This window comes from Paraburkholderia bannensis NBRC 103871 (assembly GCF_000685015.1).
GTDB classification, from domain to species: domain Bacteria; phylum Pseudomonadota; class Gammaproteobacteria; order Burkholderiales; family Burkholderiaceae; genus Paraburkholderia; species Paraburkholderia bannensis.
Genome location: NZ_BAYA01000009.1, coordinates 74,453 through 99,400, shown reverse-complemented (window position 1 = coordinate 99,400; position 24,948 = coordinate 74,453). Strand labels below are relative to the sequence as shown.

Sequence of the window (24,948 nt, the reverse complement as noted above, 5' to 3'; positions counted from 1 at the left end):
CCGAACAACGGACCACTACATGAATTTTGCGCTGATCCTTTTTGTGCTCGTCATCTTGACGGGCATCGCGTGGGTTGCAGACAAGCTGGTTTTCGTGCCGCGCCGGCGCCTCGCCGCCGATGCAGCCGTTGCCGAGTTCGACCGGCAACAGCAACGCGTTGGCGAGCGTTTCGCCGACGAGAACGCAAGCGTCACGCGTCAGAACCTGCGTAACGAAAAGCTGCGCCAGCCGTGGTGGCTCGAGTACACGGCAAGTTTCTTCCCGGTCATCCTGGTCGTGTTCCTCGTGCGTTCGTTCGTCGTGGAGCCGTTCAAGATTCCTTCGGGCTCGATGGTGCCGACGCTGCTGGTGGGCGACTTCATCCTCGTGAACAAGTTCGACTACGGCATCCGCCTGCCGATCACCAATACGAAAGTCACCTCGGGCCGTCCGCTCGAACGTGGCGACGTGGTGGTGTTCCGCTATCCGAAGGACGAGTCGGTCGATTACATCAAGCGTGTGATCGGCCTGCCGGGCGATGTCGTTGCGTACCAGGACAAGCAGCTCACGATCAACGGCAAGCCGGTGCCTGAAACGCCGCAAGCCGATTACTTCGACGAAGAGCGCATCGGTTACGCGAAGCAGTTCACCGAAGACCTCGGCAACGGCCGCAAGAACAACATCCTGAACAACCCCGCTGTGCCGCCGTTCGTCGTCGGCGCGGACGATTATCCGTATCGCGACAACTGCCAGTACAACGCGCGCGGCGAGATCTGCAAGGTGCCGCCGGGTCATTACTTCATGATGGGCGACAACCGCGACAACAGCGCGGACAGCCGCTACTGGGGCTTCGTGCCCGACGCGAATATCGTCGGCCGCGCGTTCTTCATCTGGATGAACTTCAGCAGCCTGAAGCGCATCGGTTCGTTCGAGTAACGCGGCGTGCGCAACGGCGCGTCCCGATTGATCAACACATCGATCGATACGCGCCACGCATCTTCGCGCGCTACTTGAAGAACCCGCGGCAACGCCGCTTCATCACGGTTTTACGCCCGCCGCCCCGCGTTTTCGCCGGGGGCGGCGGGCGCGTTATACTCTCCCCATGCCCCAATCTCCGTTGGAAAGCCGGCTGCGCTATGAATTTCGCAATGCGGAATTGTTGCGCCAGGCTCTCACCCACCGCAGTCACAGTGCCACGCATAACGAACGCCTCGAATTCCTCGGTGATTCGGTTCTGAATTGCGCGGTGGCGGCCCTATTGTTCCAACGTTTTGGCAAGCTGGACGAAGGCGACCTGTCGCGCGTGCGCGCGAACCTGGTCAAGCAGCAGTCGCTGTATGAGATTGCTCAGGCCCTGAATATTGCCGATGGCCTGCGTCTGGGCGAGGGCGAACTGCGCAGCGGCGGCTTCCGCCGTCCGTCGATCCTCGCGGATGCGCTCGAAGCCATCTTCGGCGCGATCTTCCTCGATGGCGGCTTCGACGCTGCGCAGACTGTCATCAAGCGCCTTTACGTGCCGATCCTCGATCACATCGACCCGCGCACGCTCGGCAAGGATTCCAAGACGCTGCTGCAGGAATACCTGCAAGGCCACAAGATCGCATTGCCCACCTATACGGTCGTGGCGACGCATGGTGCGGCGCACAATCAACAGTTCGAAGTCGAATGCACGGTGCCCAAGCTCGACGTGAAGGTCTCGGGTTCGGGCGCGAGCCGTCGCGCAGCCGAGCAGGCCGCCGCGAAGAAGGCGCTCGACGAGGTAATGGCGGCCGCGCCCGCGCTGGTGGCCAAGCCGCGCCGCTCGAAGGGCGCGCGTGCACCGAAAGCCGAACTCGAAGTCGTGCCGGGCGTGACGGGCGTGCAAGGCGCGCTCGACCTGCGGGCGCCGGAGCGCCGCGGGCGCGGTGAGCGTCCGACGACCGTTGCGGGGGCCGCTGCCGCGGCTGCGGCAGCGGGCGCAGAGGCCGCGCCGCTCGCCGTGATCCGCGCGGCGCATGTGCAGGACAAAGGCGCAGAGAAGGGTGCAGAAAAGGGCGTCGAGAAAGTCGCTGAAAAAGCCGACCGCTTCGACGCCGTGCCCTCGGCCACTTCGATCGCACCGCGTGTTTCGCGCACCCGTGAGACGCAACACGGCGCTCCGGACGACAAGACGCCGTCCGGCTCCGCCGAAGCCAGCGCCGACATCGGCGCGGCCGTGCCCGTGCGCGCGGCCGACGCCGGCCACTGATTCCACCCGGGCGCGCGATCGACGCGCGCCCCGCTAATTTTCCCCGCTCATTTCCCTGGTCCGATCATGAACGCACCTACCACCACTCCTGCCGGCTTCCGCTGCGGCATGGTCGCGATCGTCGGCCGGCCGAACGTCGGCAAATCCACGCTGATGAACGCGCTCGTCGGCCAGAAGATCAGCATTACCTCGCGCAAGGCGCAGACGACGCGCCACCGCATCACCGGTATCAATACGACCGACGACGCGCAGTACATTTTTGTCGATACGCCGGGCTTCCAGACGCGCCACAGCACGGCGCTCAATCGTTCGCTGAACCGCGCCGTGACGTCGACGCTGAGTTCCGTCGATGCCGTGCTGTTCGTGATCGAAGCGGGCAAGTTCGGCCCGGATGATCAGCGCGTGCTCGACCTGATCCCGGCGGACGCGCCCACGATCCTGATTGCCAACAAAATCGATTGCGTAAAGGACAAGGCCACGCTGTATCCGTTTATCGAAGGCGTGCAGAAACTGCGCGAGTTCCGCGAGATCGTGCCGCTCTCGGCGAAAAACACGGACGACATCAAGCGCCTGCTCGCGACGCTCAAGCCGTATCTGCCCGAAGGCGAGCCGATCTACGGCGAAGACGACCTGACCGATCGCAGCGAGCGCTTCCTGGCCGCCGAAATCCTGCGTGAAAAAGTCTTCCGCTGGACTGGCGACGAGCTGCCGTACACGAGCACGGTCATCATCGACAAGTTCGAGCAGGACGGCCGTCTACGCCGGATCTTCGCGACGATCCTGGTCGAGCGCGATACGCAGAAGGCCATGGTGATCGGCCAGAAGGGCAGCAAGCTCAAGCAGATCAGCACCGAAGCGCGTCTCGACATGGAGAAGCTGTTCGACGGCCCGGTGTATCTCGAAACCTTCGTGAAGGTGAAGAGCGGCTGGGCCGACAACGACGCAGGCCTGCGCGCCTACGGCTACGAGTAACGCGTAGCCCCGCAACCCTGGACGCAACCCAGCGACAGCAATCTCAAGGTGCGAGTGAGCGGGCATGAGTGACGGCGAAGCCGGAACCCTGAACGACGACTGGCCCGCGCCCGACGCGGGCGCCGACGACGCCGATTTCGAATCGCCCGGCGGCGGCGCCACGCGCGCGCGGCGTTCGAGCGGTACGGGCGGCTCGGGCAGCGCGGCCACGTCGAACGGCACGCGCAGCCGCCGCACGCGGTCTTCGGCGTCGAGCGAGCGCGACATGAGCGAAGGCGCCGACGCCACGCTCGAGCGCCGCGCCGCGCCGCGCAAGACCACCGCACGCTCGCAACTGCCGCGCGCCTCGCGCGGCACGTCCGACTATCGCGTCAGCGAGCAGCCCGCCTTCGTGCTGCACAGTTACCCATACCGCGAAACCAGCCTCATCATCGACGTGCTCTCGCGCGACCATGGCCGCGTCGCGCTCGTCGCGAAGGGCGCCAAGCGCCCGCACTCGGCTTTGCGCGGCGTGCTGCAAACTTTCCAGCCACTCACGCTCAACTGGACAGGCAAGGGCGAAGTCCGCACGCTCACCGGCGCCGAATGGGTCGGCGGCATGTTGCCGCTCGCGGGTGACGCGCTGCTGTGCGGCTTCTATGTGAATGAGCTGCTGGTGAAGTTTCTCGCGCGCGAAGACCCGCATCCCGCGCTGTTCAATCATTACGTCGTCACGCTCACGCGCCTCGCGCATGATCTGCCGCCCGTGCAGGTGCTGCGCTCGTTCGAGCGCGTCCTGCTGCGCGACACCGGCTACGCACTGGCGCTCAACCGCACCGTCAACCGCAAGACCGTGGTCGCGGAAGGGCGCTATGTGTTCGATCCCGAGCGCGGCGTGCGCGAAGCGTCGGACGAGTGGCCCGCGCATTGGCCCGTCCTGTCGGGGCAGACCTTGCTCGACATGGAAGAGGACAATTACCATCGACCCCAGACCGTCGCGCAGAGCAAGGCGCTGATGCGTTTCCTGCTGAACACTTACCTTGGCGGCACGCCGCTCGCGACGCGCCAGATCCTGATCGACTTGCAGAATCTATGAGCTTCTTCCTGACTTCGCCTAACGTGATCGACCTCGGCATCAACATCGACCACGTCGCCACGCTGCGCAATGCGCGCGGCACGACCTATCCCGATCCGATCCGCGCGGCGCTGCTCGCCGAAGAAGCGGGCGCCGATGCCATCACGCTGCATCTGCGCGAGGATCGTCGCCACATCGTCGACGCCGACGTGCGCAAGCTGCGCCCGCTGCTCAAGACGCGCATGAACCTCGAATGCGCGGTGACGGCCGAAATGCTCGACATCGCCTGCGAGATCAAGCCGCACGATGTCTGTCTCGTGCCGGAAAAGCGCGCGGAACTGACGACCGAAGGCGGTCTCGACGTGGCGGGGCAGTTCGACGCGGTTGCGGCGGCGTGCCGTCAACTGGCCGACGCCGGCATCCGCGTGTCGCTCTTCATCGACGCGGACGAAACGCAGATCCGCGCCGCGCAGGCCGCGGGCGCGCCGGTGATCGAGCTGCACACCGGCCGTTACGCTGAAGCGCACGCAGCCGCCGAACAGCAGCGCGAATACGAGCGCGTGGTGGCGGGCGTGAACTGCGGCGTGGGTCTGGGCCTGAAGGTCAACGCTGGCCACGGCCTGCATTACACGAACGTGCAGCAGATCGCAGCGATCGAAGGCATTCACGAACTCAACATCGGCCACGCGGTGGTTGGGCACGCGATCTTCGCGGGCTGGGAGAACGCGGTGCGCGAGATGAAGGCGATCATGGTTGCGGCGCGCCTCGCGGCCACGCACGGTTGAGCAAGCACTAACGCGCTCAAGCACGCTCAGGCACGCCCCACGGCGAAAACGACGAAGCGAACCACGAGGAACGCATGGCGATCTACGGCATCGGTACTGACATCATCCAGATCAGCCGCGTCGCGGCGACGATGGAGCGCACGGGCGGACGGTTCGCCGAGCGCATCCTCGGGCCCGACGAGCTCAAGGTCTACCACGCGCGCAAGGCGCGCTCGGAAGTGCGCGGGCTTGCGTACCTGTGCACGCGCTTTTCGGCGAAGGAAGCGTTCTCCAAGGCGATCGGCCTGGGCATCCACATGCCGATGACCTGGCGCGCCGTGCAGACGCTCAACGCGCCAGGCGGCAAGCCCTACATGGTGGCGTCGGGCGAACTCGCGCTCTGGCTCGAGGAGCGCGGCATCACCACGCAGGTGACGATCACCGACGAGCGTGACTACGCTGTCTCGTTCGTGATCGCCGAGACCGACCAGCCGCGCAGCTGAACGCCCGCCGCTCATTTTCATTCCGCCGCGCGCGCCGTGAATGGCCAGGCGCGGCATTAACGCCCGATTGATCGATGAAACGAATTCCCGGACCGGTCATGCTCGACGTGGTCGGCACGACGCTCAACGATGACGACGTGCGCCGCCTCGCGCATCCCTCCACCGGCGGCGTGATCCTGTTCGCGCGCCACTACGAGAACCGCGCGCAGCTGGTCGCGCTCACCGACGCGATCCGCGCGGTGCGCGACGACCTGCTCATCGCCGTCGATCACGAAGGCGGCCGCGTGCAGCGCTTTCGCACCGACGGCTTCACCGTCCTGCCCGCGATGGGGCGCCTTGGCGCGCTGTGGGACAAGGACGTGCTGCTCGCGACCAAGCTGGCGACGTCGGTCGGCTATATCCTCGCCGCCGAGCTGCGTGCCTGTGGCATCGACCTGTCGTTCACGCCCGTGCTCGATCTGGGCTACGGCCAGTCGAAGGTCGTCGGCGACCGCGCGTTCCATCGCGATCCGCGTGTCGTCACGATGCTCGCCAAGAGCCTGAACCACGGCCTCGCGCTCGCGGGCATGGCGAACTGCGGCAAGCACTTCCCGGGGCATGGTTTCGCGACGGCCGATTCGCACGTCGCGGTGCCCGTGGACGAGCGTCCGCTCGAATCGATCCTCGGCGAAGATGCGCAGCCGTACGACTGGCTCGGTCTGTCGCTCGCAGCGGCCATGCCGGGCCACGTGATCTATCCGAAGGTCGATGCGAAGCCGGCCGGCTTCTCGCGCATCTGGGTGCAGGAGATCCTGCGCGAGCGCCTGCGTTTCACGGGCGCGATCTTCAGCGACGACCTGTCGATGGAAGCCGCGCGCCAGGGCGGCACGCTGACCGAAGGCGCACGTGCGGCGCTGGAGGCGGGCTGCGACATGGTGCTGATCTGCAACCAGCCGCACGAGGCGGAGAAGGTGCTCGACGCGTTGCGTACCGAAGAACCGTCGCGCGAGCGCAAGGCATCGGCAAAGCGCATCAAGAAGCTGCAAGGTCGCGGCAAGGCGCTGAGCTGGGACAAGCTCGTGGCCGATCCGGCGTATCTGTCGGCGCAATCGTTGCTGCGTAGCGTCCTGCCCTGAGTTTTGACCTGAACCGCTCGCGCTAGCCACAAAGAGAAACGGCGGCCCTCCGATATCGAAGGGCCGCCGTTTTTGCATCTGCAGGAGCGCCTGGCTAGTTGAGGCGCATGCGTTGCAGCTTGTTATAGAGCGTCTTCGGGCTGATGCCGAGCAGCGACGCCGCACGATGACGCGTGCCGCCCACGGCGTCGAGCGTCGCGCGGATCAGCATTTCCTCGACATCGGCGAGCGGCGTGCCCACCGTCACCTGCACGCGGCCGCCATTCGAGTCGCGGCTCGACGCGCCGCTGCTTTCCTCGGCTTGCAGCGTTTCGAGCACGTCGCCCGAGGCATGCCACGCGCGCTTCACGCGCTCCTGGAGTTCGCGCACATTGCCGGGCCAGTCGTAGGCCAGGCACTCGCGCACGAAGGAGGGCGACACCAGCCGCGTCGTGCCGGTCATGCCGCGCGAATGCGCATCGATATTGAGCTCGTCGACGCAGGCCGCGGCCAGCAGCGCCGCGTCTTCCTCGCGCTCGCGCAGCGGCGGCAGTTGCAGCGCCGCAGCGTCCAGGCGCAGCCACAGGTCTTCGTGCAGCATGCCCTGTTGAACCGCGTCGCGCGGCACGGCGCGGGTCGCTGCGATCAGGCGGAAATCGGTGCCCACTTCACTGCTGCCGCCCACGCGCATGAAAGTCTGCGAGTCGAGCGCGCGCAGCAACGCTTCCTGTTGTGCACGCGGCAGTTCGGTGAGCTCGTCGATGAAGAGCGTGCCGCCGCTTGCATGATCGACGAGGCCCGGTTCGCGCTGTTCGGCGCCGTTGAACGCGCCGCGCTCGTGGCCGAACAGGATGCTCGCGAGCGGCCGGCCACTGGCGGCTTCGGCGGCCAGCGCGCGTGAGTCGCAGACGACGAACGGGCCTTTGCGGCGACGGCTCAGCTGATGCAGCGTGCGCGCCGCGACTTCCTTGCCGGTGCCGGGTTCGCCGTGCACGAGGATCGCCGATTCGGTGGGCGCGAGCTGCTCGATTGCGTCATAGACATGCTGGATCGCGCTGCTGCGGCCAAGCATCGGGCCGAAGCGGCCCAGCAGGCGCAGGCTTTCGCGCAGCGTGCGCACTTCCTCGGTCAGCTCGTACGGACGCGGAATGCGCGCGAGCAGGCTACGCAGACGCGGAATGTTGACGGGCTTGAGCAGATAGTCCCAGATACCGTGGCGCAGGCCTTCGATCGCGCTTTCGACGGTGGCGTTGCCGGTCATCACGATCACGGGCAGCGCGCCGCCGGGCGGCTGCGCGGGCAGGTGAGGCAGCAGTTCGAGGCCGCCGCCGTCGGGCAGGTTCAGGTCGACGAGCACGACATCGGGGATAAAGCGCCCGAGGGCGGCGCGCGCATCGGCCAGGGTGGCGGCCGTATCGACGGAGAAACCGTCAGCGGCCAGGATGGCGGAAAGGCCTGACAGGCTATTAGGATCGTCTTCGACAATCAGGGCGTGTGGCATGGCGGAATCGGCTTACCGATAGACGAGGAGCGGGGCGAAAAGCGGGTCGAGAAGCGGGGCGCAAAGGAGCCGCACCGGTGCGAGCGTGCACGCGTCGTCCAGTTCCAGGACAACGGGCGCGCGGGCGCGACGTGGCTGCGCGACAGGTCGCGGCACGATACGGAATTAGTCACCGAGAGCACCTGCGTGTCTCGAGTCAGGTTGTTCAGTTCCGGTCCTCCCCCAGAATTGACGCGTTGCAGACTGCGCTGGTTGCGGCATTCTTCGAATCGCCGTGGCGATCCACTTTGACGTCGTTCGTCCGCACACCAGTCGCGCCGTGCTTGCGCGCGAGACCCGAAACACCGCGCGATGCGAAGTTCGAGCCGTACTACCCCCATGCTGCTGTAAGTCCGTCGGCGACCCATCAGGCCGATGGGCTGCCGCGAACCAACTTGATGACCTGCTGCGCCTGCCCGATCAATCGTCGAGCGGCCGATGCTCGTCAAACCAGCGCTTCACTTCCTGTTGCGCTTCGTCACGCGTCTTGCCGTAGCGTTCCTGGATCAGTCCGGCGATGCGATCCGCACGGCCTTCGACCTTGGTGAGTTCGTCGTCCGTCAACTCGCCCCATGCGGCCTTGGCTTTGCCGATCAACTGCTTCCACTTGCCTGCGGCGATGTCATTGTTCATCGTGTTTCTCCTGGTTTCGGTGGAAGGTCGCGCTCGCGCGCTATCTCAAATAGAAACCAGCAGGAACCATGCCATCGGCGCCCGGCCTTGCCGCTCCAACATACGGTGATTTTAAGCGACTGCTAAACCGGTAAGGTTTTCCCATGCAGTCACAAACATACACGCTCGGGAAAAAAAGAAAAAGCGCCCCGAGGGGCGCTTTTACGATTGCATCCACCACGCATGAGAATTCGCGTTGCGGCTGCTTACCACGCGACCGCGCGGCGCAGGACGCGCCGCTGCATGCTTTACGCGCGGCTGCGGTACTCGTTCGTACGCGTGTCGATTTCGATCTTGTCGCCGATGTTGCAGAACAGCGGCACTTGCAGTTCGAAGCCGGTGTTCAGCTTGGCGGTCTTCAGAACCTTGCCCGACGACGTGTCGCCCTTGACAGCCGGTTCCGTGTAGGTGATCTCGCGCACGAGCACGGTCGGCAGTTCGACCGAGATGGCCTTCTCGTTGTAGAACACGACTTCGCAAGCCATGCCGTCTTCGAGGTAGTTGAGGGCGTCGCCCATCATCTCGCCTTCGACTTCGTACTGGTTGTAGTCAGCGTCCATGAACACGTACATCGGGTCGGCGAAGTACGAGTACGTCACTTCCTTGCGCTCCAGCACCACGACGTCGAACTTGTCGTCGGCCTTGTACACGGTTTCCATGCCTGCGCCGGTCAGCAGGTTCTTGAACTTCATCTTAACGACTGCCGAGTTACGGCCCGACTTGTTGTACTCGGCCTTCTGCACGACCATGGCGTCGCTGCCGATCATGACGACGTTGCCGACGCGGAGTTCCTGTGCGGTCTTCATAAAAAACTGTCCTGTCCAGATTTAAATAGCTTCAAGTGTGCGCGACGGCAAACGTCGCAAGCGATTCGCCATTCGTATTGTCCGTTTCGCGGTTTTCGTCCTATGCAGGAGAAACCGCAGACGGTGTCGAATCCGAAGCGCTTGAGACGGCTGCCGTCGGGTAACCGCTTATTTTAACTGACTTTTTGCGAATTCGGCTAGATTTCCGCCGAGATCGCCGGCCTGCGCCAGTTCCCGCGCCCACGCCTGTGCGCGAGCCTTGTAGGCGGGCAAATGCCCGGCAAACTCGTTCCAGATGGCGTTCCAGGTCGCGTGCCCGTTCGTTTGATTGGTCTGGTTCGTCTGTCCAGCAGTGGCAGCGTCGCCGTGGGGCGCGCCGTTGCCGTTCCAGCCGTGCCAGAACCGTTCGAGCACGCGCCGGGGCGCCTCGTCGAGGGTGCTGGCGTAGTGATCGAGTGCGGCGTCGAGCTTGGGCAGATGGGCGTCGTCGCCCTGCGGATAGATGTGCCAGACAAACGGCCGCGCGGCCCATTGCGCGCGCACGAACGAGTCTTCGCCGCGCACGAAATTGAGGTCGCTGGCCCAGAGCAGCGCGTCGTAGCCACGTTGCTCGGTGAAGGCGAGGCCGTGCGCGGTCAGCGAACCGCGTTCGGCGCGCTGGCCGGCACCGAACGATTCGACACCGAAAAAGCGCGCCAGCGCCCCGGAAATGCGACCTTGCGGCACCAGCAGGACGATCGGCGTCGGGCTGTCGCGCCATTGCGCCAGCAGCGCGTCGACGGCGGGATTCTCATAGGCGAACAGCGAGATCACCGTGGCGTCGGGCGCGGGGGGCGGGCCGCCCGTCACGCTTTGCCACCATGCTTCACGAGCCTGCGGCGAGGCTTCGAACGCCGCGCGTGCGGCATCGAGGTCGCGTTCCTTCAACACGCCGCCTGTGCCTTTGCCCAGTCCTGGGAAGAAGAAGTGCTTGAGCAGCGGATAGCGCGGATGCGGCGAGGGGCGCAGGTGAAAGTCCGACACCCAGTCTTCCGCGCTCAGGTATTCGAGGTTGAACCAGACCGGCTTGCGCTCGCGCTGCGCCATCGCGGCGACGTACACCGGCGGCAGCTCGCAGGCGAAGGCTTCGATCACCACGTCGGCGATCTGCAGGGTTTCGCCGGCGTGGGTGGGCTCGTGCCAGTGCTCGATGACGACGCCTTCGACGGTCTGCGTCGTGCGCTGCGCATCGAGCGCAGGGCACAGCCGCTGGAACGACTGCAGGTCGTCGACGAAGAGGCGCACTTCCCAGTCGTGCTCGTGCGCGAGCTGGCGCGCGAGACGCCAGCACACGCCGATGTCGCCGAAGTTGTCGATCACGGCGCAGAACAGGTCGCAGGCGATGCGCGTCGGTGCGGGATCGGCGCTCGCGGGGGCGTCGGCGTGGCTGGCGGCGGTGTAGCGTGAGTCGTGGGGCATGGTGGCGAGCGGACGCGATGAGCGATGGAGCGGAGCCGGCGGCAGGGGCTGCGAGATCGCCTGCGTGCCTGTCGGCGCGGCAGGCGAGCGGGTTCGGGGCCGCACGGAATGATCTAAACTTGCGATTCTAGGACACTCGCATGACGGCGTCGCGAAGGCGGCCCGGCGTGCGCTACGTGCCGCACGTACTACATGGCGCCATCGCGGCGCAGACCCGACGCCCCCATACTGGATGACCGCTTCCACCGACCCCGCCGTTTTCGACCCAAAAGAGGTGCTGGCGCAGTTGCCCCATCTGCCCGGCGTCTATCGCTACTACGACGCGCAAAACGCGGTGCTCTACGTGGGCAAGGCGCGTGACCTGAAAAAGCGCGTATCGAGCTATTTCACGAAGACGCAGCTCTCGCCGCGCATCGCCATGATGGTGACGCGCATCGCGCGTATCGAAACCACGGTCACGCGCTCGGAAGCCGAGGCGCTGCTGCTCGAAAACAACCTCATCAAGGCGCTCGCGCCGCGTTACAACATCCTGTTTCGCGACGACAAGTCCTATCCGTTCCTCAAGCTCACGGGACACAAGTTCCCGCGCATGGCGTACTACCGTGGCGCGGTCGATCGCAACAATCAGTACTTCGGCCCGTTCCCGAGCGCCTATGCGGTGCGCGAGAGCATCCAGATCCTGCAACGCGTGTTCCAGTTGCGCACCTGCGAGGATTCGGTGTTCAACAACCGCACGCGGCCCTGTCTGCTGCATCAGATCGCGCGCTGCACGGCGCCGTGCGTGGGCGCGATCAGCCAGGAGGACTACGCGCGCGATGTGAGCAATGCGTCGCGCTTCCTGCTTGGCCGTCAGGGCGAGGTGATGAAGGAGCTGGAGACCAAGATGCACGCGTTCGCGGCCGAGCTGAAGTTCGAGCAGGCCGCGTCCGTGCGCAACCAGATGAGTTCGCTGTCGACGGTGCTGCATCAGCAGGCGATCGAGACGGGCAGCGACAGCGATGTCGACATTCTCGCGGTCGTGGCGCTGGGCGGGCGTGTCTGCGTGAATCTCGCGATGGTGCGCGGCGGGCGGCACCTGGGCGACAAGGCCTATTTCCCCGCGCACGTCGAGCGTGCGCTGACGGACGAAGAGGGCGGCGTGGCCGAGGAGATCGGTGACGAGACCGTGGTGGCGGCAACGGCCCTGAAATCGCTGCCGTCGCTCGCGCGCAAGGCGCTGGTGGAGGGCGCGGCGGCGCGCGCGCAGGCGAGCGACAGCGGGAGCGAGGAGGACGCGCAGGATGGCGAGGAACTGCCCGATCCGCTCGCCATCGCCGCCGATCTCGAAGAAGAAGCTGAAGAAGCCGATGCGCCCGACGCTCAGGAAGCAGAAGAAGGCGCCGCCACGCCGAAGCCGTCATCACGCAAAGCGCGCTCGGGCGGCATCGAATCCGAAGTGCTCGACGCCTTCATCGCGCAGCACTACTTCGGCAATCGCGTGCCGCCGGTGCTGGTGGTGAGCCATCCCCCGGCCAATCGCGAACTGGTCGATGTGCTGTCCGGGCAGGCCGGCCACAAGGTCGCCCTGGTACGCCAGCCGCAGGGACAAAAGCGCGCATGGCTCGCGATGGCCGAGCAGAACGCGCGGCTCGCGCTCGCACGGCTGCTGTCGGAGCAGGGCTCGCAGCAGGCGCGCACGCGCACGCTTGCACAACTGCTCGGGCTGGAGCTCGACGATCTCGCGCATCTGCGCATCGAGTGTTTCGACATCAGCCACACGATGGGCGAGGCGACTCAGGCATCGTGCGTGATCTATCACCACCACAAGATGCAGTCGAGCGAATACCGCCGCTACAACATCACCGGCATCACGGGCGGCGACGATTACGCCGCGATGCGCCAGGTGCTTACGCGCCGCTACGAGAAGATGGTCGCGCAGTCGGCGCGCAACGAAGCCGATGAGGCGCAGACGCTGCAGACCGAATCGTCCGATCCCGCCGATCCGACGGCATCGCCCGATGGAGCCGAACCGCTCGCGACGGGGGGCTTGCTGCCCAACATCGTGCTGATCGACGGCGGCAAGGGGCAGGTCGAGATCGCGCGTCAGGTGTTCGACGAACTTGGACTCGACCCTGCGATGCTCGTGGGCGTGGCAAAGGGCGAGGGGCGCAAGGTCGGCCTCGAAACCCTCGTGTTCGCCGACGGCCGCGCGCCGCTCGAACTCGGCAAGGAGAGCGCGGCGCTGATGCTGGTCGCGCAGGTTCGTGACGAGGCGCACCGTTTTGCGATCACGGGCATGCGCGCGAAGCGCGGCAAGACGCGGCAGACTTCGCGGCTCGAAGAGCTCGAAGGCGTCGGTGCGAAGCGGCGTCAGCGTCTGCTCGCGCGCTTCGGCGGCCTGCGCGGCGTGATGGCGGCGAGCGTCGAAGACCTGGCGAGCGTCGAAGGCATTTCCCGCGCGCTCGCCGAGCAGATCTACCAGCAACTGCATTGATCCGTTTTGATGCGTTTGCAGCCTGTGCCTGCCGCCGGACGTGAGGCGCCTGACGTTGGCGCCTTACGTTTGCTTGTGGCAGGTGCACTGAAGCGGCACAATTGCATCTCCCATAATTGCAATCTCCCCTGACAGACTGCGCCACCCAATGCCGTTCAATATCCCGATTCTCCTGACGTGGCTGCGGATCGTGCTGATTCCGCTCGTGGTTGGCGTGTTCTATCTGCCGCAGACAATGCTGAGCCCGATGCAGCAGAACACTTCGGCAATGCTCATCTTCGTGCTGGCAGCGCTCACCGACTGGTTCGACGGCTTTCTCGCGCGCAAGTGGAATCAGACCTCGTCGTTCGGCGCGTTCCTCGATCCGGTCGCCGACAAGCTCATGGTCACCGCCGCGCTGCTCGTGCTCGTGCACCTGCAACGGCTCGATGCCGTGATCGCGCTGGTGATCGTCGGCCGCGAGATCGCGATTTCGGCGCTGCGCGAATGGATGGCGCAGATTGGCGCCTCGAAGAGCGTGGCCGTGAACCAGCTCGGCAAGTTCAAGACCGCGTGCCAGATGGTGGCGATCCCGATGCTGCTGTTCTACGCGCCGCTGACGATCGGCGGAGCTACGCTGTTCGATTCGCGGGTGTGGGGAACGTGGCTGATTTACGTGTCCGCCGTGCTGACGATCTGGTCGATGCTTTACTACATGAAGCTCGCATGGCCGCAGATTCGCGAGCGTGGCAGCTTGTAAGCCTGCCTGTAAGCCTTACTGGGCGGGCGTTTCGGCCAGTTGAGCCGATGCCTTCGCGAAGCGCCAGCAAATCTTTTTTCAAAAAGTTCATGCGAAGGTGTTGACAGGATTCAGCGGCTTATACATAATCTCACTTCTCCGCTGCACGACAAGCAGCAAACGAAGCAGATGCGGTAGAGATAGCCGAAGATAAGTGGCAAATCAACGGTGAAGCAGTAAGGTAGTAAATATGCGGGAGTAGCTCAGTTGGTAGAGCGCAACCTTGCCAAGGTTGAGGTCGCGAGTTCGAGCCTCGTCTCCCGCTCCATATTAAGGTGTAGCGTTTTACGAAAATGTGAAACGAGACGCCAGGCAGGTCAAGCAGTACGGTAGGTTATGCGGGAGTAGCTCAGTTGGTAGAGCGCAACCTTGCCAAGGTTGAGGTCGCGAGTTCGAGCCTCGTCTCCCGCTCCACTTAGAAAGGGGAAGCAGCGCTTCCCCTTTTGTTTGGCGATTCACGCTGTGGTCGCACAAACAGTCCGCTTCTGGCGCGATAGCAAAGCGGTTATGCAGCGGCCTGCAAAGCCGTTTAGGCCGGTTCGACTCCGGCTCGCGCCTCCAGGAAAAAAAGAAAAGCCACCTTCGGGTGGCTTTTCTTTTTTCTGCGGCGGATTTTCCTGGTAGGGCTATCTGCGTCTTATCCAGCGAATCGAGTAGTAGCTCCGTGAGGCAAGTCGGCGAGTGCTTCGCCGACCTGGTGATGGCATCAATCGTGGTTGCTCGACGGCTTCATCGATGCGAACGCCTTTAGCGCGGAGTCGGAGATCCGTTTTTTGCCGCGCTTTAGCACTACGACCTCTGATTTCCTCAACAGAACGGAACCCGACAAGGTACTGGGCTTCGTCTGCCGTGAGTGCGCGAGGGAGGATGTTGAAGATTTTGCGGATTTCATTTCCCAATCCCCTTTTGTCCAGAATTGCAATGGTTTTTGGGTCTGCTTGCAGTCTACCAGAGCGACTTGCATTCACCAGGACGATCGCCGCGACCGGAATGCCGCCGCCTCGCTGGATAAAATCGGCCAGATCGCAGAGTGTTCCCCCCAGAGTCGTGACGTCGTCCACTAGCACGTAGTGCCTTCCGCGTTCGATTCTGCCGTGGAACGATGCTCGGGCGTTGAGCCTCTCCATCGGATCAGCGCCCGTGTGATACACCTTGGTCGTTTGTACGATCTCATCGTCGAGGTCGCCTCCACAGATCGAAAAAAGTGCAGCGAGAACCTGCGGAATCGCGTTGTCGCCGGTCGCTTCCCGTGCGTGAGGGGCAACCACGATATGGTCAGCCGGAATGTTGCCGCGTTCGACCGCATTCGAAAATTGGCGGAACAGCGGGACAGCAAGCGCATAGACGAGGGCGATCGCCGCGTCGCTGTCGCCACTTTTCGCCGCCTTGTAGCGACCGTGCTGCTTCAGTACCTGATCGGAGTCGAACGCCGAGAAGGGCGCCTGAATACAGGGCGGAAAGCCAAATTCGCGAAGAGGCGCCGGGGCAGGCGCTGCCTGCCCTGTAAGCGACAATTTTTGCGGAAAATTGCGCTCTTCTTCCAGTGCACTGCCCTGTGTTCGACCGATCATCGGCGGAGTATAGCTGCGCGAACTGGACGAACGTGAAGGGCACCTGACGCCAGGTGCGCGGTAGATCAAATGAAGTCGCGAACTCTGTGTTATCGGGATTCGCGCACAATACCCGGATCCCTCGCATCCGGACGCTCCCCATGCCCATCGAACTCCCCGAAGACGAACGCACGGCTGCGATTGCGTCGATCCAGCGCTACTTCGAAGCCAACATGGAGGAGCCCATCGGCAATATCGCAGCGGGCGGCTTGCTGGCTTTCTTCCTCGAAGAGATCGGCCCAGCCGTCTATAACCGCGCGATCGCCGAAGCGCAGGAGCGCATGCAGGCGCGCATCGCCGAACTCGATATCGAATTGCATGAGGAGCCGTTTCAATACTGGCGCAAGTTCGAAGCGCCGCGCCGTCGCAAGTGACGCCGTCGTTCGCCCGGTTTGAGGGTTTGTGAGCCGCGCATGCTGCGAGGCATAATCAGCCTTTCAGCAAGCTTCGACGGAAATCCCATGACTGTGCAGTCTCCCACCGTGTCCTCCGCCATTTCGCCCGCGTTGTCCGCCACGACGCCCGCGCAACTCGACTGGCAGTGGAGCGCTTTCGACGACCTCAATGCACGCGATGTCTACGCCATGCTCGAACTGCGCTCGGCGGTATTCGTGGTCGAGCAGAACTGCGTGTATGGCGATATCGACGGTCTCGATGGCGATGCGTGGCATCTGTTCGCCTGGGGCGAGCGCGATGGCGTGCGCAAGCTGGCAGGCTACCTGCGCGTGCTGCTGCCCGATGCGAGCGACGCCGATGTACGTATCGGCCGTGTGGTGACGTCGCCGGACTTTCGCGGCATCAAGCTCGGCAACGGCCTGCTCGAGCGCGCGATCGGCCACATCGCTCAGCAGTGGCCCAATGTGCCGATGCGCCTGCACGCCCAGGCGCATTTGCAGAAGTTCTACGGTGCGTTCGGCTTCAAGCCGGTCTCGGATATTCACGACGAAGACGGCATTGCGCACGTCTGGATGCGTTCAGAGTAACAACACAGTAACAACGACTAGCCGTGCTGCGCGGCCCCTGAGGCATTGCGCGGCGCACGCGCGGGCCGCTCGCGCTTGAGCCGTCCGCGCGCCGACAGGCGCATCCAGTGACGCAGCGCGAGCAGCGCGCCGATCACGCTCATCATCGATCCCGGAATCCACAGCAGCAGCCCGCCGATCTGTTGATCGCGCATCGGCGAAAGCCAGACGAACGCGCGCCCGCAAATCGAATACACCGGATAAAGCTCGCGCGGCGTGAAGAAGATGAACGCGCCCAGGATGATCTGCGGCGGAATTGCCGCGATCACGACCAGCACGCGCTTGCCGGGTGCAAGGCGCGCGGGCGGGGCGGGCCGCGGATCGAGCACGAGCCACCAGAACAGCAGCCCGTCGATCACCATGCTCCAGTTCATGACGCGATAGAGCCGCCAGTCGAGCATCGCGATGAGGTGAATCGGCGACAGCAGCCAGAAGTAGATCAGCCCGACAAAGAGCGTCACGGCGACGACCGGGTGCATGACGACGTCGAGTGCGATGCGCACAGGACGCGCAGCCAGCGCGGGCCGCACGAAACGTTGCCGCCACGCGAACGGAATGCCGGCGCGCAACGCCGCGCCGGGATAGGCGAGTGCGATAAAGAACGGCCCGAGGTGATGCAGTACGAGATGCTGGGCGCGGTGCATGAAGAACTCATGCTCGAAGAAGTAATCGAGCCGGGTATGCAGCGCGACATACAGCGCGCCAAGTCCAAACCAGAACGAGATCTGCCGCGCAGGCGAAACCCGCGCATGACGCTTGCCACGCGCGAAGAGGATCGCCGCCACGCCGATGGCAATGACGACCGTCGGCGACGGTTCCCAGGGATCGAGCCAGTAGAGCAGGTTCATCGCGCCCGGCGAATGGTGAGCCACGCGTGTTGCGCGCTGGGCGGCGTTTTCACATCGATCGTCAAGGCAAGTCCTGTGTCGGTATAGCAGTAGTCAGATGAGTCACGCCGAAGCGTCGATCACGCGACGCAGGTCGTGCGCAATCGCGTCCGGCGTATCCTTGTCGGTGGCGAGCAGACGTGCGCGGCCCTGCGCATCGAACACGTAGACCGCCGAACTATGCGTGACTTCGTAGCTGCCGTCCGGGTCGCGCTTCTCCATCTGATAGGCCACCCGGTAGCGCTTCGCGAGCGATTCGATCTGCGTGTCGCTGCCGGTCAAGCCCAGCGCATGCTGCGCATCGAAGGCGTCCACATAGGCATGCAGCGCCTGCGGCGTGTCGCGGGCCGGATCGACGCTGATGAAAAGAATGCGGACGTGCTGCGCATCGGGGCCAAGTTTTGCTAGCACCTGCATCAGGCGCGCCATCGTTTCCGGGCAGACATCGGGGCAATGCGTGTAGCCGAAATACACGAGCGTGGTTTCGCCGCGCAGGTCGTTGGCCTCCATGCGCTGGCCGTTATCGGCGGTCAGTGCGAAGTCCAGATTGGGGAGGTGGCCGCTGACGTTCGTGAGCTGCCACGGCGCGCCGGGCTGCGAACACGCGCCCAGCAGCGTCGCGACAAACAGCGCGCAGCCCCCGGCCAGGCGCCAGGCAAGGCGGTTCAGAGGCATGAAAGGCAACGCGGCGAAGTTCGAAAACAAAGGCTGTCTCAACAGTTTGAGCAACGGCTTGAGCGACGGCTTGAGCGACGGCTCGAATGGCATTGTGTGCCGGGCGGCTTGCTGCGGCATGTCGACGGACTGTAGCAAAATTGTACGTTCGCGGTCGCAGGCGGGCTGTTATGACCGGGTTTCGGTGCAAGTCGGCGTACGGATCTCATGCGGATTCATTGAGAGCCAAAACGTGCGTCAAACGGCACGAAACACCCCTCGAAGCGGTCTGCCAGGCCTGTTTTCTCGAAAATCGAAGTGATGCGCGGTAAGATGCGCTCACTTTGCCCGGCAGGCTTGCGCCCGCCGGGTGCTTACCCGGCCCGCGCGCCGAGGGACGAAACGAACGCGATGCAACAACCTCCGCAACACCCTTCGCAAGACCTTCCGGTGGAATTGCCGTTCGACAGGACGGCGTTTTTCTTCGACTTCGACGGCACGCTCGTCGAGCTTGCGCCCACGCCCGATGGCGTGCTGGTGCAGCCTGAAATGTTGGCGCTGCTCGGCGCGCTGCGGCGCGCGACGCGCGGCGCGGTGGCGATCGTGTCCGGCCGCGGCATCGAGAGCATCGACGCCTTCCTCGGCATGCCGGATCTGCCCATCGCGGGCCTGCACGGCGCGGAGCGCCGCGACGCGAATGGCGACACGCAGCGCGTCGGCTTTAACGACGAGCGCCTGCTGCACATGGAGCAGGTGCTCGCGGAAGTGGTGCGCACGCATCCTGGCATGCTGCTGGAGATCAAGGGCGCCGCGCTTGCGCTGCACTACCGCAATGCGCCGGAGCACGAGGGCGTCGCGCGCGCGGCGACCGAAAAGCTCGCCGCCGAATTCTCTGCTGCCTACGTCCTGCAGCCGGGCAAGATGGTCTACGAGATCAAGCCGAAGGACGTCGACAAGGGCCGCGCGCTGCGCGCCTTCCTGAATGAGCCGCCGTTCGCGGGCCGCACGCCGGTGTTCGCGGGCGACGACCTGACCGACGAAAAAGGCTTCGCCGTGGTCAACGAGATGGGCGGCCTGTCGATCAAGGTCGGCGGCGGCGAGACCATCGCCAGGACGCGCGTCGACTCGGTCGGCGCGCTGCTCGCATGGCTGGCGGCGCTTGGCGCCTGATGCTCGTGCTGCCGCTGCTGTCTTCAGCCTCATCGATCTTCGCGCCCGTGCCCGCATCGCCCGCAGGGTGTCCGGCACGCGCGCACTCTGTTTCACCCCAGCACGGAACCTGTAATTCATGAGCCGACTCATCATCGTGTCGAACCGGGTCGCGCCCATCTCCGAAGGCGGCCCGGCCGCCGGCGGTCTCGCGGTCGGTGTGTACGACGCGCTCAAGGAAACCGGCGGCATGTGGTTCGGCTGGAGCGGCGACGTGCTCTCCTCGGGCGCGCCGCAGATCCAGCTCGAAGAGCGCGGCCCCGTCACCTTTGCGACCATCGGCCTGCTGCGCCGCGATTACGACCAGTACTACCGCGGTTTCTCGAACGCGACGCTCTGGCCCGCGTTCCACTATCGCGCCGATCTGCTCCAGTACGACCGCCACGAATACGAAGGCTATTGCCGCGTGAATGCATGGCTCGCGCAGCAGCTCGTGCCGCTGCTGCACGACGACGACGTCATCTGGGTTCATGACTATCACCTGATCCCGTTCGCACAGGCGCTGCGTGCGGCGGGCGTGAAGAACCGCATCGGCTTCTTCCTGCACATTCCGTTTCCGGCTTCGCAGGTGCTACTGGCGGTGCCGCCGCATCGCGAACTGGTCGATGCGCTGTGTTCGTTCGATCTGCTCGGCTTCCAGACCAAGCCCGATGTGCGCGCCTTCTGCGACTACATCGTCAACGAGGCGGGCGGCACGGTCGAAAAATGCGCGGACGGCCGCACGCGCATCGAGGCGTTCGGCAAGACGCTGTATGCGAACGACTACCCGATCGGCGTCTATCCCGATGAAGTCGCGGAACTGGCCAAGGCCGGCGAGCGCGGCAAGCCGGTGCGCACGCTCAAGTCCACGCTGCACGGCCGCAAGGTCATCATGAGCGTGGATCGGCTCGACTACTCGAAGGGGCTCGTCGAGCGTTTTCGCGCGTTCGAGCGGCTGCTTGAGCATTCGACCGCACAGCGCAACAAGGTCTCGTTCGTGCAGATCGCGCCGCCCACGCGCGCCGATCTGCATGCCTATCAGGACATCCGTCTGCGTCTGGAAGCGGAATCGGGCCGCATCAACGGCCGTTTCGCCGAACTCGACTGGACGCCGATCTGGTACATCCATCGCCAGTACGAGCGGGCGGTGCTGGCGGCGCTGTTCCGCGCTTCGCATGTGGGCTATGTCACGCCGCTGCGCGACGGCATGAACCTGGTGGCGAAGGAATATGTGTCGGCGCAGGATCCGGAGAATCCGGGCGTGCTGGTGCTCTCGCGCTTCGCGGGTGCGGCGCAGGAGCTCTCGGGTGCGCTGATCGTCAACCCGCTCGATATCGACGGGATGGCGGACGCGCTCGCCACCGCGCTCGCGATGCCGCTCGCGGAACGGCTCGCACGCTACAACGACATGATGGTTCAGCTGCGCGAGAACAACGTCTCGGTGTGGCGCGACCGCTTCATGCGCGACCTCACAGGCCGGGCCGCAGCCGCCTGAGGTTCACGCCGGATCGCGGCGGCTCACGCTGGAAAAGAAAAAGCCGCTTCGAACGAAGCGGCTTTTTTACTTTGACGAGCCGGGCAGGGCCCTATAGTCAGGCGACGTGTTTCTCGTCGCTTTTCTTGTTGCCCAGGTGCAGCGTCGAATGCTTGCCGTACTGTTTGGCGAGCAGGTCGCGGTACAGGCCCGGACGGTTGCGCAGTTCTTCGGGGCTGCCGTCGTCGATCACCTTGCCCGCGCTCATCACGATGATGCGGTCGAAGTTGTTGAGCGTCGACAGCCGGTGCGCAATCGCGATCACGGTGCGGCCCACCATCAGCCGGTCGAGCGCCTGCTGGATCGCTTCTTCCGAGGCGCTGTCGAGCGCCGAGGTCGCTTCGTCGAGCAGCAGGATCGGCGAATTCTTCAGAATCGCGCGCGCGATGGCGATGCGCTGGCGCTGACCGCCCGAGAGCTTCACGCCTCGGTCGCCCACGATCGTGTCGTAGCCTTCGGGCATCGCTTCGATGAAGTCGGCACAGCGCGCCTCGCGGGCGGCGGTCATGACTTCCTCGCGGCTCGCCTCGGGGCGGCCGTAGGCGATGTTTTCGTAGATCGAGCGGTGCAGCAGCGAAATATCCTGCGGCACCAGCGCGATCGCGTGACGCAGGCTGTCCTGGGTGACGTGGGCGATATCCTGCCCGTCAATCTTGATCGCGCCGCCCTGGACTTCGTAGAAGCGTTGCAGCAGCGCGAGCACGGTGGTCTTGCCCGCGCCCGACTTGCCGATCAGGCCCACGCGCTGGCCGGCCTTGATGTTCAGGTCGAAGTGATCGAGGATCGGCTTGCGGTGCGGATACGCGAAGGTCACGCCCTCGAAGTCCACGCGGCCGCCTTGCGCGATCAATTCGGTCGCGTCGTTGCGGTCGGGCATGCCGTGCGGCTCGAGCAGCGTCTGCACGGCTTCGGCCAGCCGTGCGACGTGCTGCGTCACGTCCACCAGCGCCACGGCGAGGTCGCGCGTGCCGTGCAGGATCGTGAAGCCGAGCGAGCTCACCAGCACGATGTCGCCTGACGTCACCTTGCCTTCGTTCCAGAGCCACAGCGCCCAGCCGAGCAGGCCGGCCGACAGCATCGCCGTGATGACAGCGTGCAGCAGGCGCAGCTTTTCGAGGTAGAGCAGGCTCTGGCGGCGCGCGTCGAGTTCGGCCTTGACGGTCGAGCCGAAGCGTTTCTGCTCGCGGAACGTCATGCCGAAGGCGCGCACGAGGGCCATATTGCCGATCACGTCGACGAGCTCGCCGTCCACGGCGGCCGCCTTGGCGGCGAACGTGTGGTGGCGCGCCGAGCCGCGTCCGGCCAGCTTGAACAGAATCACCGAAAGAATCGCCGAGCACAGCAGCAGGCCGCCGGCCATCAGCGGATTGACCGCGATGATCATGACGATCGCGCCGGCCACGGCGATACAGGGCGGCAGCACGTTCCAGGCCGTGGTGTTCTCGGCGGTGTAGACGGCGTTCGAGGTCGCGGTGATCCGGCTGGCCAGCGTGCCGGGCTGCTTTTCCGCGTAATAGGTGGGCGAGTGTCCGCTCAGGTACTGGAAGAGGTCGCGCCTCAGGTCGCCGGTCACGGCGACGAACGTATGGGCGGCGAACCAGCCGCCGACGCGCCAGAGCAGGTTATCGGCGGCGATCAGGCCGACGAGGATGGCGAACGCAGTCCACAACGGGCCGGGATGGTGGCGGCCCGCGCCGAGCACGTCGATCAGATGCTTGATCGCGTACTGCGAAGCGAGCGCGCAGCCGACGGCCGCAAACACGCTCGCCAGCACGACGGCGTGGGCGAACGGATGGCGCTTGATGTAGCGGAAAAGGAACGCGAGCGGATGCCGCGCATAGCTCGCGAGCTTTGCGTTGTGGGCGTTACGCTGGGCGATAGTCAGATGTTCCAATTGATCGGTGGTCGGTCTGACGGAGCTACGTCCGTGCAAGGTAGTAAAAGAGGAAGAAAGGCGCCAGCGGCAAACCTTGGTGGATCCCCGCATTGTAAACACGCGTGGCGCATGACGCATCGCTTATGCCCGACGGGACGCGAATCTTATCGCGAGCGGGCGACGGAGCGTGTGCCTGCGTGTTCATTCCCAACAGCGTGTCGCGCCTGATGCTCAACAGGTTTTCAGGGCGCTTTTGAGGATACAATTACGGATTGCATTCAGGATGACCGTGTGCTTGTCCATCTGACACTTTGTCCTGGTGCTGCCGATGTTGCAACCCGTTTCGGGACGTGGCCGTGATAACGGCGCGTTGCCTGAAAAACGTACCCCCAATTTAGAACTGTCTTTGAAAACAGTGGGTTGCGGAGTGTTTCCGGTTTGTAACAACGTAAAGACTTTGAAATGTTCTAGCCGGTAGCGGGCGCAAGCCCGGATAATGCCGTCTCGAATAGCGTAGGGAATTTGACAGCTTGTATGTCAACGACCGCGAACCCTGCGCGTTTACCGCCTGAGCCGCCGCATGTGTCTTCCCATACTGCACAACTGCGTCGGATTCTGTGTGCCGGGCTGCCGGCGCGGTTAGCGGTAAGGATCGCCTGGTGAGGCGCGCGGCAAGGATGCCGCAGCACGCAAGGTCGACTGTCAAATTTGTAGTACTTAGCCCGATTTATTACGAGGAAGGAGTTCACCACTATGCGAATCGCTCAAATCGCTCCCTTGCACGAGGCGGTTCCTCCCAAGCTTTACGGCGGCACGGAACGGGTGGTCTCCTACCTGACCGAAGCGCTGGTTGAACAGGGTCACGACGTCACGCTGTTCGCAAGCGGCGATTCGATCACCTCGGCAAAGCTCGAAGCGTTCTGGCCGCAGGCGCTGCGTCTGGATCCGACGATCCGCGACGTGATGGCTCCGCACATGCTGCTGCTCGAAGAAGTCCGCCGTCGCGCCGACGAATTCGACGTGCTGCATTTCCACATCGATTACTACCCGTTCTCGCTGTTCCAGCGTCAGGAAGTGCCGTTCGTCACGACGATGCACGGCCGTCTCGACCTGCCGGAACTGCAGCCGATCTTCAACGCGTTCAGCGACGTGCCGGTCGTCTCGATCTCGGACAACCAGCGCCTGCCGCTGCAGCAAGCCAACTGGCAGCAGACCGTTTACCACGGCCTGCCGGAAGACGTGCTCACGCCGATCCCGAACGTGGAACCGGGCTACCTCGCTTTCCTCGGCCGCGTGTCGCCGGAGAAGGGTCTTGACCGCGCTATCCGTATCGCCGGCCAGGCAGGCATGAAGCTCAAGGTCGCTGCGAAGATCGACAAGGCCGATCGCGCCTACTACGAAGAAGTCATCAAGCCGCTGATGGCGCTGCCGCACGTCGAGTACATCGGCGAAATTGGCGAGCACGAAAAGCGTGAATTCCTCGGCAACGCGCACGCGCTGGTGTTCCCGATCGACTGGCCGGAGCCCTTCGGCCTCGTCATGATCGAAGCCATGGCCTGCGGCACGCCGGTGATCGCGTTCAAGCGCGGCTCGGTGCCGGAAGTCATCGAAAACGGCGTGTCGGGTTTTGTCGTCGAAGACGAAATCAGCGCAGTCGCAGCCGTCAAGCGCCTGTCGACGCTGCCGCGCGAGAAGGTTCGCGCAGCGTTCGAATCGCGTTTCTCGTCGAAGGTCATGGCGAAGAACTACGTCGCCGTGTACGAAGAAATGCTGCGCCAGAAGCGCCGAACCGTGCTGCGCGAAGTCAACGCAAGCTAAGCTGCAAGCTGTCCTGGACGCGCCCGGCGCGTCCAGCG

At 64.4% G+C, this 24,948-nt stretch carries 22 protein-coding genes and 3 tRNA genes; 17 read left to right on the top strand and 8 right to left on the bottom strand.

Annotated features, from left to right (window positions below; genetic code table 11):
* Positions 1–19 precede the first annotated feature (19 nt).
* The 7 genes from lepB (at position 20) to nagZ (ending at position 6,615) form a co-directional block, all read left to right on the top strand.
* On the top strand, positions 20–916 hold the full coding sequence (lepB, locus tag BBA01S_RS15755) for a signal peptidase I (RefSeq protein ID WP_027817298.1): 897 nt from the start codon (positions 20–22) through the stop codon (positions 914–916).
* A gap of 166 nt (positions 917–1,082) precedes the next feature.
* A complete protein-coding gene (gene rnc / locus BBA01S_RS41435) occupies positions 1,083–2,207 on the top strand; it encodes a ribonuclease III (RefSeq protein WP_084162198.1) in 1,125 nt (374 codons plus the stop codon).
* A 66-nt stretch (positions 2,208–2,273) separates the two neighbouring features.
* Positions 2,274–3,179: a GTPase Era gene (gene era, locus BBA01S_RS15745; RefSeq protein WP_027817297.1), complete on the top strand. Its 906-nt coding sequence runs from the start codon at positions 2,274–2,276 to the stop codon at positions 3,177–3,179.
* 64 nt (positions 3,180–3,243) lie between these two features.
* Positions 3,244–4,254, top strand: coding sequence for a DNA repair protein RecO (gene recO, locus BBA01S_RS15740; protein WP_042297314.1), 1,011 nt, complete (start codon positions 3,244–3,246; stop codon positions 4,252–4,254).
* A complete protein-coding gene (pdxJ, locus tag BBA01S_RS15735) occupies positions 4,251–5,018 on the top strand; it encodes a pyridoxine 5'-phosphate synthase (protein WP_027817295.1) in 768 nt (255 codons plus the stop codon). The genes recO and pdxJ overlap by 4 nt, the downstream gene beginning before the upstream one ends.
* Before the next feature lie 74 nt (positions 5,019–5,092).
* Positions 5,093–5,500: a holo-ACP synthase gene (acpS, locus tag BBA01S_RS15730; protein ID WP_027817294.1), complete on the top strand. Its 408-nt coding sequence runs from the start codon at positions 5,093–5,095 to the stop codon at positions 5,498–5,500.
* A gap of 74 nt (positions 5,501–5,574) precedes the next feature.
* A complete protein-coding gene (nagZ, locus tag BBA01S_RS15725) occupies positions 5,575–6,615 on the top strand; it encodes a beta-N-acetylhexosaminidase (protein WP_027817293.1) in 1,041 nt (346 codons plus the stop codon).
* A gap of 94 nt (positions 6,616–6,709) precedes the next feature.
* Here nagZ and BBA01S_RS15720 read toward each other — a convergent pair whose 3' ends face one another.
* From BBA01S_RS15720 to earP, 4 genes are all read right to left on the bottom strand, one after another.
* Positions 6,710–8,095: a sigma-54-dependent transcriptional regulator gene (locus BBA01S_RS15720; protein ID WP_027817292.1), complete on the bottom strand. Its 1,386-nt coding sequence runs from the start codon at positions 8,093–8,095 to the stop codon at positions 6,710–6,712.
* A 459-nt stretch (positions 8,096–8,554) separates the two neighbouring features.
* A complete protein-coding gene (locus BBA01S_RS15715) occupies positions 8,555–8,767 on the bottom strand; it encodes a CsbD family protein (protein WP_027817291.1) in 213 nt (70 codons plus the stop codon).
* Positions 8,768–9,054: 287 nt separating this feature from the next.
* The gene (efp, locus tag BBA01S_RS15710; protein WP_027817290.1) at positions 9,055–9,612 is read right to left on the bottom strand and encodes an elongation factor P; all 558 of its coding nucleotides are present in this window, start codon (positions 9,610–9,612) and stop codon (positions 9,055–9,057) included.
* A 168-nt stretch (positions 9,613–9,780) separates the two neighbouring features.
* Positions 9,781–11,070: an elongation factor P maturation arginine rhamnosyltransferase EarP gene (gene earP / locus BBA01S_RS15705; protein ID WP_027817289.1), complete on the bottom strand. Its 1,290-nt coding sequence runs from the start codon at positions 11,068–11,070 to the stop codon at positions 9,781–9,783.
* Positions 11,071–11,302: 232 nt separating this feature from the next.
* On the opposite strand from earP, the gene uvrC reads away from it, so the two are divergent.
* The 5 genes from uvrC to BBA01S_RS15680 all read left to right on the top strand — a co-directional run bounded on the left by uvrC (position 11,303) and on the right by BBA01S_RS15680 (position 14,882).
* Positions 11,303–13,543, top strand: coding sequence for an excinuclease ABC subunit UvrC (uvrC, locus tag BBA01S_RS15700; RefSeq protein ID WP_027817288.1), 2,241 nt, complete (start codon positions 11,303–11,305; stop codon positions 13,541–13,543).
* A gap of 148 nt (positions 13,544–13,691) precedes the next feature.
* A complete protein-coding gene (pgsA, locus tag BBA01S_RS15695; RefSeq protein WP_027817287.1) occupies positions 13,692–14,282 on the top strand; it encodes a CDP-diacylglycerol--glycerol-3-phosphate 3-phosphatidyltransferase in 591 nt (196 codons plus the stop codon).
* 231 nt (positions 14,283–14,513) lie between these two features.
* Positions 14,514–14,589: transfer RNA gene (locus BBA01S_RS15690), tRNA-Gly, on the top strand.
* 70 nt (positions 14,590–14,659) lie between these two features.
* Positions 14,660–14,735 (top strand) — tRNA-Gly (locus tag BBA01S_RS15685).
* Positions 14,736–14,808: 73 nt separating this feature from the next.
* Positions 14,809–14,882, top strand: a tRNA-Cys gene (locus tag BBA01S_RS15680).
* A 65-nt stretch (positions 14,883–14,947) separates the two neighbouring features.
* On the opposite strand, the gene BBA01S_RS45905 is transcribed toward BBA01S_RS15680, so the two are convergent.
* Positions 14,948–15,892, bottom strand: a complete 945-nt coding sequence (locus BBA01S_RS45905; protein WP_156965960.1) for a phosphoribosyltransferase — start codon at positions 15,890–15,892, stop codon at positions 14,948–14,950.
* A 140-nt stretch (positions 15,893–16,032) separates the two neighbouring features.
* Here BBA01S_RS45905 and BBA01S_RS15670 point away from each other — a divergent pair, with 140 nt between their 5' ends.
* Both BBA01S_RS15670 and BBA01S_RS15665 read left to right on the top strand, forming a co-directional pair.
* Positions 16,033–16,305, top strand: coding sequence for a DUF2164 domain-containing protein (locus BBA01S_RS15670; RefSeq protein ID WP_027817285.1), 273 nt, complete (start codon positions 16,033–16,035; stop codon positions 16,303–16,305).
* An 87-nt stretch (positions 16,306–16,392) separates the two neighbouring features.
* Complete coding sequence (locus BBA01S_RS15665) at positions 16,393–16,914, top strand: GNAT family N-acetyltransferase (RefSeq protein WP_084162194.1); 522 nt, start codon at positions 16,393–16,395, stop codon at positions 16,912–16,914.
* 17 nt (positions 16,915–16,931) lie between these two features.
* Here BBA01S_RS15665 and BBA01S_RS15660 read toward each other — a convergent pair whose 3' ends face one another.
* Complete coding sequence (locus tag BBA01S_RS15660) at positions 16,932–17,801, bottom strand: cytochrome c oxidase assembly protein (protein ID WP_027817283.1); 870 nt, start codon at positions 17,799–17,801, stop codon at positions 16,932–16,934.
* Positions 17,802–17,903: 102 nt separating this feature from the next.
* Positions 17,904–18,515: an SCO family protein gene (locus tag BBA01S_RS15655; protein ID WP_027817282.1), complete on the bottom strand. Its 612-nt coding sequence runs from the start codon at positions 18,513–18,515 to the stop codon at positions 17,904–17,906.
* Between the two features lie 390 nt (positions 18,516–18,905).
* Here BBA01S_RS15655 and otsB point away from each other — a divergent pair, with 390 nt between their 5' ends.
* The gene (gene otsB, locus BBA01S_RS15650) at positions 18,906–19,664 is read left to right on the top strand and encodes a trehalose-phosphatase (protein ID WP_042297307.1); all 759 of its coding nucleotides are present in this window, start codon (positions 18,906–18,908) and stop codon (positions 19,662–19,664) included.
* A gap of 118 nt (positions 19,665–19,782) precedes the next feature.
* Positions 19,783–21,177, top strand: a complete 1,395-nt coding sequence (otsA, locus tag BBA01S_RS15645) for an alpha,alpha-trehalose-phosphate synthase (UDP-forming) (protein ID WP_027817280.1) — start codon at positions 19,783–19,785, stop codon at positions 21,175–21,177.
* A 97-nt stretch (positions 21,178–21,274) separates the two neighbouring features.
* On the opposite strand, the gene BBA01S_RS15640 is transcribed toward otsA, so the two are convergent.
* Positions 21,275–23,110 carry an ABC transporter ATP-binding protein gene (locus BBA01S_RS15640; RefSeq protein WP_027817279.1) on the bottom strand — a complete coding sequence of 612 codons (1,836 nt, stop codon included), beginning with the start codon at positions 23,108–23,110 and terminating at the stop codon, positions 21,275–21,277.
* A gap of 735 nt (positions 23,111–23,845) precedes the next feature.
* Between BBA01S_RS15640 and BBA01S_RS15635 the strand changes: the two genes are divergently transcribed.
* A complete protein-coding gene (locus BBA01S_RS15635) occupies positions 23,846–24,910 on the top strand; it encodes a glycosyltransferase family 4 protein (protein WP_027817278.1) in 1,065 nt (354 codons plus the stop codon).
* Positions 24,911–24,948 lie beyond the last annotated feature (38 nt).

Excerpts from the sequence above, each read along its gene's own strand:
- lepB (WP_027817298.1), top strand. The coding sequence starts at position 20 with ATGAATTTTGCGCTGATCCTTTTTGTGCTCGTCATCTTGACGGGCATC.
- rnc (WP_084162198.1), top strand. The coding sequence starts at position 1,083 with ATGCCCCAATCTCCGTTGGAAAGCCGGCTGCGCTATGAATTTCGCAAT.
- era (WP_027817297.1), top strand. The coding sequence starts at position 2,274 with ATGAACGCACCTACCACCACTCCTGCCGGCTTCCGCTGCGGCATGGTC.
- recO (WP_042297314.1), top strand. The coding sequence starts at position 3,244 with ATGAGTGACGGCGAAGCCGGAACCCTGAACGACGACTGGCCCGCGCCC.
- pdxJ (WP_027817295.1), top strand. The coding sequence starts at position 4,251 with ATGAGCTTCTTCCTGACTTCGCCTAACGTGATCGACCTCGGCATCAAC.
- acpS (WP_027817294.1), top strand. The coding sequence starts at position 5,093 with ATGGCGATCTACGGCATCGGTACTGACATCATCCAGATCAGCCGCGTC.
- nagZ (WP_027817293.1), top strand. The coding sequence starts at position 5,575 with ATGAAACGAATTCCCGGACCGGTCATGCTCGACGTGGTCGGCACGACG.
- BBA01S_RS15720 (WP_027817292.1), bottom strand. The coding sequence starts at position 8,095 with ATGCCACACGCCCTGATTGTCGAAGACGATCCTAATAGCCTGTCAGGC.
- BBA01S_RS15715 (WP_027817291.1), bottom strand. The coding sequence starts at position 8,767 with ATGAACAATGACATCGCCGCAGGCAAGTGGAAGCAGTTGATCGGCAAA.
- efp (WP_027817290.1), bottom strand. The coding sequence starts at position 9,612 with ATGAAGACCGCACAGGAACTCCGCGTCGGCAACGTCGTCATGATCGGC.
- earP (WP_027817289.1), bottom strand. The coding sequence starts at position 11,070 with ATGCCCCACGACTCACGCTACACCGCCGCCAGCCACGCCGACGCCCCC.
- uvrC (WP_027817288.1), top strand. The coding sequence starts at position 11,303 with ATGACCGCTTCCACCGACCCCGCCGTTTTCGACCCAAAAGAGGTGCTG.
- pgsA (WP_027817287.1), top strand. The coding sequence starts at position 13,692 with ATGCCGTTCAATATCCCGATTCTCCTGACGTGGCTGCGGATCGTGCTG.
- BBA01S_RS45905 (WP_156965960.1), bottom strand. The coding sequence starts at position 15,892 with ATGATCGGTCGAACACAGGGCAGTGCACTGGAAGAAGAGCGCAATTTT.
- BBA01S_RS15670 (WP_027817285.1), top strand. The coding sequence starts at position 16,033 with ATGCCCATCGAACTCCCCGAAGACGAACGCACGGCTGCGATTGCGTCG.
- BBA01S_RS15665 (WP_084162194.1), top strand. The coding sequence starts at position 16,393 with ATGACTGTGCAGTCTCCCACCGTGTCCTCCGCCATTTCGCCCGCGTTG.
- BBA01S_RS15660 (WP_027817283.1), bottom strand. The coding sequence starts at position 17,801 with ATGAACCTGCTCTACTGGCTCGATCCCTGGGAACCGTCGCCGACGGTC.
- BBA01S_RS15655 (WP_027817282.1), bottom strand. The coding sequence starts at position 18,515 with ATGCCTCTGAACCGCCTTGCCTGGCGCCTGGCCGGGGGCTGCGCGCTG.
- otsB (WP_042297307.1), top strand. The coding sequence starts at position 18,906 with ATGCAACAACCTCCGCAACACCCTTCGCAAGACCTTCCGGTGGAATTG.
- otsA (WP_027817280.1), top strand. The coding sequence starts at position 19,783 with ATGAGCCGACTCATCATCGTGTCGAACCGGGTCGCGCCCATCTCCGAA.
- BBA01S_RS15635 (WP_027817278.1), top strand. The coding sequence starts at position 23,846 with ATGCGAATCGCTCAAATCGCTCCCTTGCACGAGGCGGTTCCTCCCAAG.